Annotated in this window: 13 protein-coding genes and 2 pseudogenes; 10 read left to right on the plus strand and 5 right to left on the minus strand. The window is 66.2% G+C overall.

What is annotated here, in order from left to right; translation table 11 throughout:
* Positions 1-58: 58 nt before the first annotated feature.
* The 3 genes and pseudogenes from CJ177_RS39510 to CJ177_RS39520 form a co-directional block, all read left to right on the plus strand.
* Positions 59-961 (plus strand): NADP-dependent oxidoreductase, encoded by a 903-nt coding sequence (locus tag CJ177_RS39510; protein ID WP_037182765.1) that lies wholly within the window; start codon positions 59-61, stop codon positions 959-961.
* 71 nt (positions 962-1032) lie between these two features.
* Positions 1033-1350: a hypothetical protein gene (locus CJ177_RS39515; protein ID WP_005252838.1), complete on the plus strand. Its 318-nt coding sequence runs from the start codon at positions 1033-1035 to the stop codon at positions 1348-1350.
* A 64-nt stretch (positions 1351-1414) separates the two neighbouring features.
* A pseudogene (locus CJ177_RS39520) lies at positions 1415-1843 on the plus strand (deoxyribonuclease); the annotation flags it as partial.
* Between the two features lie 143 nt (positions 1844-1986).
* Here CJ177_RS39520 and CJ177_RS39525 read toward each other — a convergent pair.
* From CJ177_RS39525 to CJ177_RS39535, 3 genes are all read right to left on the minus strand, one after another.
* On the minus strand, positions 1987-2388 hold the full coding sequence (locus CJ177_RS39525; RefSeq protein ID WP_061042815.1) for a DUF6262 family protein: 402 nt from the start codon (positions 2386-2388) through the stop codon (positions 1987-1989).
* Positions 2389-2399: 11 nt separating this feature from the next.
* On the minus strand, positions 2400-4406 hold the full coding sequence (locus tag CJ177_RS39530; protein ID WP_197487936.1) for a site-specific integrase: 2007 nt from the start codon (positions 4404-4406) through the stop codon (positions 2400-2402).
* 151 nt (positions 4407-4557) lie between these two features.
* Entirely contained in the window at positions 4558-5730 is a 1173-nt protein-coding gene (locus tag CJ177_RS39535) for a tyrosine-type recombinase/integrase (RefSeq protein ID WP_061699545.1), read from the minus strand.
* Positions 5731-5917: 187 nt separating this feature from the next.
* Between CJ177_RS39535 and CJ177_RS39540 the strand changes: the two are divergent.
* Positions 5918-6199: pseudogene (locus CJ177_RS39540) on the plus strand (HNH endonuclease family protein); the annotation flags it as partial.
* Positions 6200-6219: 20 nt separating this feature from the next.
* Here the strand turns inward: CJ177_RS39540 and CJ177_RS39545 are convergent.
* Positions 6220-7794 carry a molybdopterin-dependent oxidoreductase gene (locus CJ177_RS39545; protein WP_061040704.1) on the minus strand — a complete coding sequence of 525 codons (1575 nt, stop codon included), beginning with the start codon at positions 7792-7794 and terminating at the stop codon, positions 6220-6222.
* An 85-nt stretch (positions 7795-7879) separates the two neighbouring features.
* Here CJ177_RS39545 and CJ177_RS39550 point away from each other — a divergent pair, with 85 nt between their 5' ends.
* The 3 genes from CJ177_RS39550 to uraD all read left to right on the plus strand — a co-directional run bounded on the left by CJ177_RS39550 (position 7880) and on the right by uraD (position 9872).
* Positions 7880-8695, plus strand: a complete 816-nt coding sequence (locus CJ177_RS39550) for a shikimate 5-dehydrogenase (RefSeq protein WP_095870270.1) — start codon at positions 7880-7882, stop codon at positions 8693-8695.
* A 1-nt stretch (position 8696) separates the two neighbouring features.
* Complete coding sequence (locus CJ177_RS39555; RefSeq protein WP_061040706.1) at positions 8697-9164, plus strand: DUF6328 family protein; 468 nt, start codon at positions 8697-8699, stop codon at positions 9162-9164.
* 198 nt (positions 9165-9362) lie between these two features.
* Positions 9363-9872, plus strand: a complete 510-nt coding sequence (gene uraD, locus CJ177_RS39560) for a 2-oxo-4-hydroxy-4-carboxy-5-ureidoimidazoline decarboxylase (RefSeq protein WP_025432998.1) — start codon at positions 9363-9365, stop codon at positions 9870-9872.
* Positions 9873-9883: 11 nt separating this feature from the next.
* On the opposite strand, the gene CJ177_RS39565 is transcribed toward uraD, so the two are convergent.
* Positions 9884-11134 (minus strand): IS110 family transposase, encoded by a 1251-nt coding sequence (locus tag CJ177_RS39565; protein WP_095868154.1) that lies wholly within the window; start codon positions 11132-11134, stop codon positions 9884-9886.
* A gap of 254 nt (positions 11135-11388) precedes the next feature.
* Between CJ177_RS39565 and uraH the strand changes: the two genes are divergently transcribed.
* From uraH to CJ177_RS39580, 3 genes are read left to right on the plus strand one after another with little or no spacing between them, the layout of a single operon-like run.
* Positions 11389-11733 carry a hydroxyisourate hydrolase gene (gene uraH / locus CJ177_RS39570; protein ID WP_054248788.1) on the plus strand — a complete coding sequence of 115 codons (345 nt, stop codon included), beginning with the start codon at positions 11389-11391 and terminating at the stop codon, positions 11731-11733.
* Between the two features lie 2 nt (positions 11734-11735).
* Positions 11736-12629, plus strand: a complete 894-nt coding sequence (pucL, locus tag CJ177_RS39575) for a factor-independent urate hydroxylase (RefSeq protein WP_095870271.1) — start codon at positions 11736-11738, stop codon at positions 12627-12629.
* 10 nt (positions 12630-12639) lie between these two features.
* Positions 12640-14073 carry a nucleobase:cation symporter-2 family protein gene (locus tag CJ177_RS39580; protein WP_095870272.1) on the plus strand — a complete coding sequence of 478 codons (1434 nt, stop codon included), beginning with the start codon at positions 12640-12642 and terminating at the stop codon, positions 14071-14073.
* Positions 14074-14078: the final 5 nt, after the last annotated feature.

Raw genomic sequence — 14078 nt, forward strand, 5'->3', positions numbered from 1 at the left:
GGGCCTTCGTCGTGCCCGAATCCCGGCCCCGGTTCGTGATAGGACTGTGGGCGTGAGCATGGCATACGGCTTCAGCGAGTACGGCGGCCCCGAGACGCAGCAGTTCTTCGACGTCCCCGTCCCTTCCCCCGGGCCCGGACAATTGCTGGTCGCCGTCCACGCGGCCGGCGTGAATCCCGCCGATTGGAAGGTGCGGGCGGGAACGCGCAAGGACACCGTCCCCGTCACCCTTCCCGCCGTTCTCGGCCGGGAGGTCGCCGGTGTGGTCGCGGACGTCGGCCCCCGGGTGACCGGCTTCGCGGTCGGCGATGCCGTGTTCGGCGCAACCTCCACCGGGTTCGGCGGATACACCGAGTACACCCTGGTCAACACGGCCTCAGCGGCGCACAAGCCCGACCCGGTCTCGTTCGCGGATGCGGCCACGCTCCCCGTCGCGGCGGGAACCGCGTACGACGCGCTGACCGCCCTGGATCTGGCGCCCGGCAATCGGTTGCTCGTCGTCGGCGCGGGCGGCGGCGTGGGGGTGGCGGCGCTGCAGTTGGCCACGGCGTGGGACGTCACCGTGATCGGAGTCGCGAGCGAGAGCAAGCGGGAGGTAGTCGAATCGCTCGGCGCCATCTGGGTGGCGTCCGGAGCGGGACTGGCCGCACGCATACCCGGCCCGGTCGACGCCGTCTTCGACCTCGTCGGCGGTGACGCGCTCGCCGAGGCGGCGCGGTCGGTCGCGGATCCGGCGGCGATCATCAGCACCGGCGACCCGCTCGCCGCGCGGGATCTCGGCGGCTCGGGGGTGGAACGGCGCCGAACGTCCGCGGTGTTCGCGGAGCTGGCCGCGCTGGTGGCCGACGGGACCCTCGATCCGCGGGTCGCTCACCGATTCCCGTTCGCGCACGCCGGTGACGCTCTCGCGATGGTCGAATCCGGTCACACGAGCGGCAAGGTCGTGATCGAGTTCGGTTAGCAGGTCTGGCTTTCACCCGTCCCGAGGTAGATGCTGGAGAGACGTAGCTGCCGGACACTCGGGAGTCGGCCATGAGCATCCTGATCCAGGTTCTCGAACAGGGGTACGCGCTCACCACTCCGTGGGAGCAACGGAAGTACGCCTTCGTCGATGCCACGCACATCGTCACGATTCGACTGGACGGACAGTCGGGTGTGTGGCTCGACGGGATGAAACACGGTGAGGCACACAGGCTTGCGGTCACCCCCACCCCCAGCGAGGCGATCTTCTTCCTCCTCCGCACCCTCGATCTACTCGCGGAATGCCGGCAGAGCGGCGGTTCCTGGGTGATCGGCCACGACGGCACGCACCTGTCGTCGATCGCCGCGGTGCGCCTCCCCTTCACTTGACCTGTCGGGGGCCCGGTGCATACTCCCGGTGGTAGGGGGAGATGGGTCGAGCGCCGGGGGACGCATGAGACTTCTGTACGTGGCCGCGTGGGTGGCGGCGATCCTGACGGTCTGCGGTTGCGGGGTGTCGCTTCTCGACCTCAGCGGCCCCGGCCCCGCTCCGGGCAGTCCGCCCCGCGCACACATCGAGGAGTTGCTCGGCCGGGTCGCGACGGTCGAGTCCCGTCCGCACCCCGGCGGATACCAGCGCGGGTGTTCCGGCAAGGAGTTGTGCGTCTTCGGCCCGGCCTGGACCGACGACCAGGACGCCGCGGCCGGCCACGACGGGTGCGACACCCGCAACAACGTTCTCGCGCTCGATCTCCGCTCGGTGGCCTTCCGCGACGGCACCCGCGACTGCGTGGTGCTGAGCGGGGTCCTCGCCGATCCGTATTCCGGCGAGGTGCTCCAATTCGACCGAGCCGACGCCAAAGCCGTTCAGATCGACCACGTCGTATCCGTCACTTCGACGATATATCCCCGAATAAGCCCAGGTCATAGTGTCATCGACATGCCGATGACGCCGGAACCGGTCGTAGGTAAGCGCGGCATCGAGGCATTGCCCTGGCCGATGGGGGCCGTATGACCGCCGTGTAGTTAGAGCGGTCTGAGCTGGGCTATTTCGCGGCGGAGTGTGAGATTCTCGCCGTGGGCGGCGGCGAGGGCTTGGCGGAGCGCCAGCACTTCTGCGTGGTGGCGGCTGCGGATTTCCTTCAGCTGGGTGGCCAGTGCGCGGACTGCGGAGGATGTGGTCGGTTGCTCGTCGGGTGCTGCGTCGGGGCCCGTGCTGCGGTGACCGGTCGAGGTGCGAAGGTCTTCGATCTTTCGGCGGAGGTCGCTGTGCTTGTAGAGGAAGTCGGTCGAGAGATGGGCCCTGCGGGCGACACTCACGAAGGTGATTTGCTGGCCCGCGGCGGAGAGCTCGCGGAGTGCGTCGGTGGCGCGTGCCATGGCCTGGTCGTGTCGGAGGCGCGCAGCTCGCTGGAGGTGTTCGGACATGTCGACTCCTATCAGGCGGTCTGGTCTCGGACTCCGGCGCCGCGGATTCCGTGTTGGTCGGCGGTGTCGGTGATCGCGAGCAGGATCTGGTTGAGTGAGGTGACCTCGTCGGTGCGGCCTTGTAGCCAGACGTTGTCCTCGCTCATCTGCGTTCCGTAGCGGGCCGCAAATGTCTCCTTGCGGATCTCGATGAGCCGCTGGGTTTCCTCGAGTTGCCGGGAGAGTTCGGCGGCGTGGGTGGCATCAGTGACGAACTTCGGGCAGGTCAAGCACGCGTTTCCCTTGTCGCAGGATTGCCTCGGTGGGAGGGTGCACCAACCGTTCGGCAGAACGCGATCGGCCCGGCTGTCGAGCTTGAGGAAGTCGTAGAGATCCGAGGTGTCGATCCCCGGGGTTCGGCCGTCGCTGGTGACCTTCTTGTAGCGCAGGAATTCACGCTCCTGGGTTTCCGACAGCGTCACCGCATAATGCATGGTCATTTCCGGGCTGACGTGTCCGAAGTATCTCATCACCACGTGCAATGGAACGCCCGCGTTGAGCAGGTTGGTGGCGGCCGTGTGTCGGAAGCGGTGTGTCTTACTGATCATTACCGGGTGTCCGGCACTGTCGGTGATCGCCAAGCGATCCGCGAGTGCGGCCAGGTGCGTATGCAACGTGGGCATCGGGTAGGACGCGGTGCCGTTGCGGTTCTGAATACGTCTCAGGAAAAGGTATCTGGGGGTCTGATCTGGTCTGCCGACTCGCGCCATGTGCTCTCGCGCGACCTGTTGTTGAGCCCTGATGACGGTGACGATTTCGGCGTCGACCGGGATCGAGGCGGGGTGTGCGGATTCGATCTTCGTCTGTTGGTAGCGCAGGCGGGCCACGAAGTCTGCGCTGTCGACCGTGTCGGGAGGCGACTTCGATGTCCTCTGGAGTGGGATCAAGGGGTCAAAGTCCATCATGAGGATCTCGTTGACTCGGCGTCCGGTGCGAATGAGGAGCATCAATATGTGAAAGGCCTGAATGTCACCGAGGCCACCCTCGGTGCGTGGCTTCGCGAGCAGTTCGGCGCCGGCGGCGATTCTGGTGACCACCGCGTCTTCGAGGACCATGTCATCGTCGTGTCGCTTGTTGGTCAGGCGTGGTTTGTCTTCGGGCCGGAACAACACGCAGTGCTCGGGGCGCAGCAGCCGCCATTCGGGTTGGCCCAGCGTGTGGGACGCTTCGTCGCGATGGTCAAACATCCATTGGTAGAACTGCTCGATTGCGGTCATGATGTTTCGGCGCGGATTCTTGCCCAGGAGCTGGTTCTTGTTCTTTCCGGTGGTGACGGTGTGCGTGCGTAGCATCTCGCAGAATCCCCGCACGAACGGCCGGAAAGCGGAGGGGTCGCTGGTCAGGGTGGGGCCGGCGTCGCCGACCGTGTCGAGATGGCGTTGAAGCCATTTGAGTGCGTCGAGACGCGATTTGATCGTGCTCCAGCTGTAGCGGCCGTTCTCGAGGTTCTCCGAGAGCCATAGTTTGGCTCCCTCACGGAGCCAGTCACTGCTCAGTCGACTGAAGTTGGCGCTGTGGTGGCTCATCGGTTCGTGTTCACGCTGGGGAACGCGGGGGTCGAGTTGTGGATTCCACAGGTTCAGCTGCCACCACGGGCCCTGATGGTAGGGGTAGACGAGAATGTCCTGCAGGCGACGCAAACGGTGGAGAGCCTTGCTGTCGTTGCTGGTCCCGCGCTGCAGGCCGCGCAACTGCGCCCGCTGCGCCTCTCTCAGCCACTGTTCGGGGGTGAGGTGCAGCAATGACTCCGCTGACCGGGCAGTCTTCCCGCCATAGCCAGTAGCGGCGCGCAGGATTCCTGTGGTGGCGTTGAAGTGCGTCGGGTGGATAATTCTGCCCAATTCCACCTCCCGGTGGATCAGCCAGGCCAGCTCCCAGGTCATCGGTTCCGGCAGCGAGCGAAAGTTCAGGGCTACCGACGTCCATGGTCCTCCTCCCACACTGCGCTCGGCGACCGCGGGGGCGTAGATGTCGGGCATGTTCTTCTTGTCGAAATGATCGCTGCGGCATGGCTCGGGCAGTGAATCCCACAGCTGCCGTGCCCGAAGGGGGTCGAACATCTCCGAGACAGGCAGCCGCAGGTCGCGGCCTTCGAGACGTTTAGGTTCTGGCCTGGGCTCGCGTCTTGGGCTACGGGACATCGGTTTTCGTCTCCCATCCCGATACGACGTCGCGCCAGTTCGCCAGCGCTTCCAGCTCAGCGTCCTCGGTGACGTGCCCATACCTGTTGATCGTGGTTTGCACGTCTCGGTGCCCAAGGCGCCTGCTGACCACATGCAGAGGTGTTCCCGCGAGCAGCAGTGCGGTGGCGTGGGAATGACGGAACCAATGCGGCGTCATCGCCTCCGGTAGCTGCGGCACCTTCCGCTTCATCGCCCGCAGGTGCGCATACACACTTTCGCCGCGCAGCGGTGCGTAGAGCGGTTCGCGTCGGGTGTTGCAAAAGATGTATCCACTGTCCCAGTCGTCGATTACACCGTCTGCGCCGTGCTCGCAGAGCCACCACACGAAATCGCCGTAGAGGCGGTCGAGGCGGCTGCCGACGAAGACCTTGCGGTAGCCGGATTTCGGTATCAGTCCGTGGGGGTGTGGTCGTGGCACGATGGCAACCGATGCCGTGTCTCCACGGCTGGTGTTCCAGTCTCGATGCTGAAGTGAGAGTGCTTCACCGATTCGCATGCCGGTCTCGGCCAGCAAGGTCCAGAGAAATCGGTACCGCAGATCTCCTGACCAGTCGCCGGTCGGCGCGCAAGATGCCTCGGCTGCGATCAGGGCATCGATGGAGTCCGGCTCCAGCAGTGGAGTCTGCCGGTTTCGGAGTCTCACGCGGATAGCTGTCCGTCGCTGAGCATTTCGACGAGCAATATGTTCGAGAATCGGCATATACCTAGCCGGTCGTGATCGCACGTGCTCGTAGAGGAACGATGCGGCATCGACGCCGAACGCGGCATGGTATCGGTAGAAGCTCATCACCGGTCGTATGCGGATCGCCACGGTCGCTTCTGTGACAGTCGCTTCCGGATGAAGTTGCCGGACGAACGGGTCGAACTGGCCGGTGCGCACGGCCATCAGGAAATGGCCGAAGTCGCTGAGCTGGACCGTATCCCACTGCCGATCGGACTTCTCCAGGTAGGACCACCAGAGCGCTAGACCACGCGCGTACGTTTTGATGGTGTTTGGAGAGAACTCCGATTGACGAGCGAATTCCAGATACTGCTCGATCGGTTCGACGAGTGTGTGGGAATCGGACACCACCGTCCACGTCGTCTCTCCACCGGTCATCACACGTTGAGTGGACGCCATCTGGTCTCCTTCGACGTGACCACGCTAACGCGCTCAACGCCTCGGTCTCGGGATTGCCGTCCGGTGTGTCAGCGATGTCGTCGGCATCGCATGCCAATGTCCGATACGCGTACCAGTGACGAGGATGGCCAACGAACTACACCCATGTCGATGATGTGAACGGCACAACACTCCTAGTACCGGATACCACGTCTACCCCTTGGCGGCGGCGTGGGACATGGGTGCATCGACGTGGTCGCCCGAGCGCCGGCTCCGGTTCGCCAACGACGTCACGTTCAACCTGCTGGCCGTCAACGGTGCAGACAATCAGGACAAGGGCGACCGGACCCCGCAGGACTGGCTTCCGCCGAATCCGGCGTACCACTGCTTCTACGCCGGCAAGTATCTCTCCGTGGCGGTGGAGTACGGGCTACCGGTGACGCTGGCGGACCGCGACGCGCTCGCCGAGGTGGCGGAGAAGTGTCCGTGAGCGCCTCGGAAGACGGTGCCTCAGGACACGGTGAAGGAACGCGTGTGCCAGCCGGTCGCGCCACCCGGAATCGGCGGCGTCCGCTCCTCCACCTGAACGTTGCCGCCAAGATCCGTGGCCCGCACCTGGAGGGTGTGCAGGCCCGACGTGGCCTGCCACTCCCAGGTCCATTGCCGCCAGGTGTCGATGGTGTACTGCGGCGCGAGGGTCGCGGTCTGCCATTCGCCGTTGTCGACCCGCACCTCCACCTTCTCGATGCCGCGGTGCTGCGCCCAGGCGGTTCCGGCGACGAGAACCGGTCCCGGCGCGGTGGGCGCGAACGATGCGGGCACGTCGATCCGGGACGCGGTCTTGATCGGACCTTTCGCGGACCATCCGCGCTTCGTCCAGTAGGCCTCCGCCTTGTCGAATCGCGTGAGTTCCCAATCCACCACCCATTTGGTGGCCGACACGTAGCCGTAGAGACCGGGGACGACCTGCCGCACCGGATAACCGTGTTCGAACGGCAACGGCTGACCGTTCATCGCCACCGCGAGGATCGCGTCGCGTCCGTCCCGCAGGACCTCGACCGGGGTACCCGCCGTGAAGTCGTCGCTACTCGTGGACAGCAGCATGTCGGCGTCGGGGTGCACCCCGGCCTCGTCGAGGAGGTCTTTGATCGGGTAGCCGATCCACGTGGCGTTGCCGGCGAGGTTTCCGCCGACCTCGTTGGACACGCACGTCAGCGTGACCACCCGTTCCACGGGCGTCCTCGCGACCAGCTCGTCCCACGTCAGCGTGACCTCGCGGTCGACCATGCCATGGATGCGCAGTCGCCAGTCGTCCGTCGTCAACCGCGGGACCCGCAGTGCGGTGTCGATCCGGTAGAACTCCTCGTTCGACGTGACGAACGGGGTGGCGCCCGGCACGTCGATGTCGGTGCCCGGAGCGATCGGGGCCGCCCGGTCCGTCACCTCGGGAACGGCGAAGGCGCGGCGGTTGTCCAGAGCTCCCGCGGCTTGCTGCCCGAGGTACCGGCCGGCGGCTCCCGCGGCCGCGGCCGTCGCCGCGGCAGCGGCGGCCAGCAGAAGAAAAGTCCGGCGCGGCAACCACGAATCCTCGGCGTCCGAGTCCTCGGGTGCCCGCGCGGCGGCCGTCAGCACCCGCAGAACCGCAATACCGGCGACGACCCCCACCACGGTCGGCAGCGCAAACATCCACGTGGCACTGGGGCGCTGGGTCGAGGCGTAGATTCCCACCAGCCCGAGAGCCGCCAGGATCACGCTGCCGAACGGCGCCCGGGGGCGCTCGACGATGCCCGCGATCGCGGCAAGGAGCACGATGAGGATCGTCATTCCGACGAACAGCGCGGGTTTGTCGTTGGTTCCGAACGTGTCGATCGCGAACTCGCGAGCCCAGGTGGGACTGCGGTCCACCGTCGTCGATCCGACCGCATAGAACGGCGACGAGTTCGGGTCGATCAGCACCGACAGCAGTTCGCCCACCCCGAGCACGATGCCGGCGGCGATCACTCCGGCGAGCGCTCGGGAGAACAGGTGCCGCCGCCTCCGGGGCGTCCGCGCCGCCTCGTGCCGGTCACCGATCGTCGTAGTCATCGCAGCCCTGCTCCTTTGCCGTCGTCACCGTGTATTCGGAGCTGAGAACGCGCACGGATGGGAGCCCACTACTAGTATTTACCGGATGAACCAGCTCGACAAAGACACTCTTCTCTGCATCTCGCTCTCCGGCCGACCGAGCAACATCGGCACCCGGTTTCACAATTATCTGTACGGCGAGCTGGGCCTCAATTTCGTCTACAAAGCCTTCACCACCAACGACCTGCAGGCTGCGGTCGGCGGCATCCGCGCGCTGGGGATCCGCGGTGCCGGCGTCTCCATGCCGTTCAAGGAGCAGATCATCGAGTACGTCGACGTGATGCACGAATCGGCGTCGGTCATCGAATCCGTCAACACGGTGGTCAACGAGGACGGTGTGTTGCACGCCTACAACACCGACTATCAGGCCATCGCGAACCTGTTGCGCGACAACGTATTGCACCGCTCGCTGTCCGTGGCGGTGGCCGGGAGCGGCGGAATGGCCAAAGCTGTGGTCGCCGCCGTGCGCGACTACGGCTTCACCGACGTCACCGTGGTCGCCCGCAACGAGACGACGGGCGGCGCCGTCGCGAAGCAGTACGGATTCGACTGGCGACCCGAACTCGGCGCGGCACGGCCGGGGCTCCTGATCAATGCCACCCCCGTCGGCATGGCGGGCGGTCCCGAGGCCGAAGATCTGGCGTTCGAACTCGATGCGATCGACGCGGCGGAGGCCGTGTTCGACGTGGTTGCCATGCCCGCCGCGACGCCGCTGATCCGTGCCGCGGCCGAACGCCACAAGACCGTCATCACCGGCGCCGAGGTGATCGCGCTGCAAGCCGCGGAGCAGTTCGTCCTCTACACCGGCGTGCGCCCGTCCCCCGAAGAGATCCGCAGGGCCTCCGAGTACTCACGGTCGTGAGGTGAGCACCGCCGAGACACCCGCGCAACGGCTCGCACGCAACTTCAGCGAGCTGCTGCAGGAACTCCGTGTCGCGCAGGCAGGCGTGCAGATCCTGTTCGCCTTCCTCCTCGCGGTCGCCTTCACCGAGGCGTACGAGGAGCAGCCGTTCGGCCTGCGCATGCTCCATCTCGTCACGGTGCTCCTGGCAACGGTGTCCTCGGCCCTGCTCATCGCCCCGGCGGTCTGGCACCGGGTGCTGTTCCGTCAGGGCCGCCGTGTCGACATCCTGCGCAGGGCCAACCTGTTCGCACTGTGGGGTGTCGGATTTCTCGCCGCAGCCATGACCGGAACCGTGCTCCTGATTGCCGAAGTGGCAGTGGGCGGTCCGGTCGCGATCGTGATCGGGGTGGTGGCCGCGCTGATGTTCGCGACACTGTGGTTCGTGTTTCCCCGCCTGTTCGATCCCGATAGGGGCGGCGCGGACTAGAGACCCGCAATTCGGCGCGACCGTGTTTCGTACACTGTTGTTCTACAACAGCTTTCACATGTCATGGCTCCAGCACGCCACGGATCGCACTCCCATCCGAATCTGGATCAATTCAATTTTGGGTCTTGACATGAATTGTGACCCCTGTCACGCTTCTCTATACGGAATCATTATTTCGCATTGTGGAAGAAGGGTCGCATGGATCTCGATGCAGGACTCCAACGATTCAACGAGGCTTCACAGTCCGAGGCAACGGAACTGGCGCGGATCTGCCTGGACATTCCCCGGTGGGCAGACGAACTGGTGTCCGCCCGGCCGTACACCGATCGCGCCTCACTTCTCACCGCGGCCAGGACGGGAGCCGGCCCGCTCTCCGCGGACGAGATCGAGCAGGCCCTCGCGCGCCATCCCCGAATCGGTGAACCCCCGGGCGGCGACGACGCCGAGGCGCACCTGGCACGCTCGGAGCAGTCGAACGTCGATTCGTCCGACTCGGCGGCGCAGAAACGGCTCACCGACGGCAATCGTGCCTACGAAGACAAGTTCGGACGGGTCTTCCTCGTCCGCGCCGCCGGCCGCAGCACGTCCGACATCCTCACCGCACTCGACCGTCGGCTACTCAACGACGAGGCCAGCGAATTAGCCGTTGTCGCAGAGGAACTGCGCGACATCGCCGCACGTCGTCTCGCCGGGATGCTGGACGCATGAGTTGCCCTGTGTCAAGCCGCCGGTTGTTGGTGGACGATCAGTCGTTGGAGGGCGCCGTGTTTGTCCGGTTCGTAGGCGAGGTTGTCCTGCCAGCAGTGCCAGATGACGAACAGCCAGGCGCGGGCGAGGATGCGGACGGCATGGGGGTGGTCGTGTCCGCGGGCGACGGCCCGGTTGTAGAGGTCGGCGGCCCAGAGGTTCGAGTGGCGGGAGTCGCCCGCGAAGTCGGTGACGGCATCGCGGAGTTGTTTGTCTGCGGCCCAACGGAATCCGACAATTCTGGCCTTGCCGGACTGGCGTGTGGAGGGGGCGACGCCGGCGAGGCAGGCCAGCGACTCGGGGGTTGGGAATCGTGCCCGGCAGTCGCCGATCTCGGCGAGCAGCCGGGCGGCGCGGACGGTGCCGGAGCGGGGCAGGCTGGTGAAGATGTGGGCGTCGGCGTGCCCGGCGAGTTGCTCGCCGATCTGTTCGGTGAGCAACTTGATCTGTTCGCCGAGGGTGCGCAGGGCGGCGAGGAAGGCGCGGGTGATGTGGGCGTGCGCGGATCCGTCGTCACCGACGGCGCCGCGGGGTGCGGCGGTCAGGCGGGCGTGCAGGACCGCGGGGTCGGTGCGGCCGCTGTAGCTGACGCCGGACAGCCACGTGGCCAGGCGCTTGGGGGTGAGCCAGTCGGCCCGGTCCTGGCAGTCGAAGCGGGTCAGGAACATCAGGCTGATCGGGGAGTCGAGATCGGCGAACAGGCCGACCGCGCCGGGGAAGACGTTGCGCAGGTGCGCCCGCAGTTGGTTGGCGAGGGCGACGCGGTGGGCGACGAGGTCCTTGCGGGCCCGGCAGAGTCGGCGCAGCGCGACGGTGGCCGGGTGGTCGGGGGTCAGCGGCGCCAGTCGGGTGCGGTCGGTGCGCAGGGTGTCGGCGAGGACGAAGGCGTCGAAGCGGTCGTCCTTGTTGCCGGCCGATCCGTAGCGGCCGCGCAGGTTCTTGACCTGGTTGGGGCTGATTACCACGATGGTGATCCCGGCGCCGAGCAGGGTGTCGATCACCGGTCCGTCGGGGCGTTCGATCGCGACCTCGCAGACGCCGGTGCGGGCGAGGACTGTGAGCAGCTCGCGCAGCCCGGCGGCGCTGTGTTCGACGGTGCAGCGGTGGACCTCGCGGCCGCGGGCATCGACGACGGACACGGCGTGATCGTCGCGGGCCCAGTCGATGCCGCAGGTCAGGGCGTTGGGTGGTTCATCGGGCAGGGTGTTTCTGGCAGACTTCATGTCAGCCTCCTCGCTGCTAGACCCAGTGGGGAGGCACCCTCGTGCGGTGCCGGGACGCGGCAGCCGGTTCGCTCACTGTTCGGCGCTCGGTGGCGCTCAGCCCTGTCGACGGTCGGCGCGGCCCGGGCGACCGCCGGGTCCTGCAGAACTCATGCCGGACATCGATCGTGTCAAGCGAGCAGGGCAGTGACCCGGCGGCACCTCGGGTGCATCGGCAGTCCATCTGAAACCACCGACACAAGGATGGTGCACCAGTGAGCGACGTCAGCCAGGTCACCACCCACGTGCTGGATGCGGCCGAAGGCATGCCCGCGCGGGAGGTGCCGGTGTCGCTGACGGTCCAGCGCGACTCCGCCTGGATCACCGTTGCCGACGCCGTCACCGACGACGACGGACGCGTCACAACCCTGGGCCCCGCCCGACTCGAGCCGGGCACCTACCGGATCGTCTTCGACACCGGACGCTACTTCGCCGCGAAGGGACGTCCGGCGTTCTACCCCGACATCACCATCACGTTCGCCCTGACCGACAGCGAACAGCACTACCACGTACCAGTCCTTCTCAGCCCGTTCGCATACTCGACCTACCGAGGGAGCTAATCATGAGCAAGATCGTGCTCGGCCAGAACCAGTACGGCAAGGCAGAAGTCCGGTTGGTCAAGATCACCCGGGACACGAAGCGACACGAGATCGAAGACGTCACCGTGACGTCGCAACTGCGCGGCGACCTCGACGCGGTGCACACCGAAGGCGACAACGCGCACGTCGTGGCCACGGACACCCAGAAGAACACGGTGTACGCGTTCGCCCGCGACGGCGTCGGCTCGATCGAGACGTTCGCCATGCGACTCGGAGAGCACTTCACCGGGGAATTCGAGTGGATCACCGGCGGCCGATGGGAGATCGAGCAGTACTCGTGGGCGCGGATCCCGGTCGACGGCGAGGGCCACGACCATTCCTTCGTCCGATCGAGCGACGAACGGCGAAACACCGTGGTCACCATCGACGGCGACCGGACATGGATCGTGTCCGGGCTCAGCAACATGGTGGTGCTGAAGTCGACGGGCTCGGAGTTCCGGGGCTACCCGAAGGACAAGTACACCACCCTGCAGGAAACGTCCGACCGGATCCTCGCGACGTCGGTGAGCGCCAGGTGGCGGTACCTCACCACCGACGTCGACTTCGACAAGACCTTCGAGAACGTGCGGTCAGTCATGCTGGAGGCGTTCGCCACGACGCATTCGCTCGCGCTGCAGCAGTCCCTGTTCCAGATGGGTTCGGCGGTACTCGAGGCGCACCCCGAGATCGCCGAGGTGAAGTTCTCGATGCCGAACAAACACCACTTCCTCGTCGACCTGGAACCGTTCGGACTCGACAACCCCGGCGAGGTGTTCTTCGCCGCCGACCGCCCCTACGGGTTGATCGAGGCGACCGTCGAGCGCGAGGACGCTCCCGACGCCGGCCGCGCCTGGGATTCCGTTCCCGGATTCTGCTAGGAGCGCGGCGATGAAGCGGATCGGACACCGGGTTGCCGGAACTCCCGGACCCGAGGACGAGCGGTTGCCGCTCGGAAAGTCGTACGTCTACGGGTTGCAGCACATCCTGACGATGTACGGCGGCGTGATCGCGCCTCCACTGATCGTCGGCGGCGCCGCCGGACTGACCGGCGTCGAGATCGGGCTGCTCGTGTCGGCGGCGTTGTTCGTCAGCGGCGCGGCCACACTGCTGCAGACCCTCGGCATCCCCTATTTCGGGGCAAAACTTCCCCTGGTGCAGGGCATTTCCTTCGCCTCGGTGTCTACCATGGTGGCGGTGGCCAGCGGTCCGGGCGGACTGCGCTCGGTGTTCGGAGCCATCATGGTCGCCGGCGCGATCGGATTGTTGATCAGCCCGTTCTTCTGCCGGATCGTGCGCTACTTCCCGCCCGTCGTCACCGGGTCGATCATCACCGTCATCGGCATCTCCCTCCTGCCGGTCGCGGTGCGCTGGGCGATGGGCGGCAACGCCAAGGCCCCGGACTGGGGGTCGATGTCCAACATCGGGCTCGCCGGGTTCAGCCTGTTCGTCGTGTTGCTGGTGAGCCGGCTGGTCCAGGGAACCCTGTCGCGGCTGTCCATCCTGATCGGCATCGTCGTGGGAACCCTGTTCGCCGCACTGATCGGCAAGGCCGACTTCGGCGCCGTCGGGAAAGGCGCGATCTTCGAACTGCCGCAGGTGTTCTCGTTCGGCACTCCCCTGTTCCAGATCGGCGCGATCATCTCGATGACCGTGGTGATCCTCGTGATCATGACCGAGACGACGGCGGACATCCTCGCGGTCGGCGAGATCGTGGAAACGAAGGTCGATGCTCGCCGGGTCGGCGACGGTCTCCGCGCCGACATGCTCGCCACCACCGTGGCACCGGTGTTCGGCACGTTCCCGGCCAGCGCGTTCGCTCAGAACGTCGGGCTCGTCGCGATCACCGGAATCAAGAGCAGATACGTTGTCGCGGCCGGAGGTTCGGTTCTGTTCGCTCTCGGACTGTTCCCCGTCCTGGGCCGGCTGGTGGCCTCCGTGCCGCTGCCCGTCCTCGGCGGTGCGGGGATCGTCCTCTTCGGTTCGGTGGCCGCGAGCGGAATCCGGACCCTGTCCAAGGTGGCGTACGACGGCAACCTCAACCTGGTGATCGTCGCGGTGGCCCTCGGATTCGGTGTGATACCGATCGCGGTGCCCGAGTTCTACTCGGCCTTCCCGGAATGGGTGCACATCGTCTTCGACTCGGGAATCAGTGCGGCCAGCATCGTCGCGGTGCTGCTCAACATCCTGTTCAACGAGATCAAGGCCGGCAACCGGCCCACTCCCTCGGTGGTCTCGGCGGCGCCGCCCGTCCTCGTCCACCCAGCCGAGGACTCGGAGCACCCGGCAGACACGGCGCGCACCTCCGCCGTGCGCAATGAGTAAACAGC

The organism is Rhodococcus sp. ACPA1 (genome assembly GCF_002300195.1).
GTDB lineage: Bacteria > Actinomycetota > Actinomycetes > Mycobacteriales > Mycobacteriaceae > Rhodococcus_F > Rhodococcus_F opacus.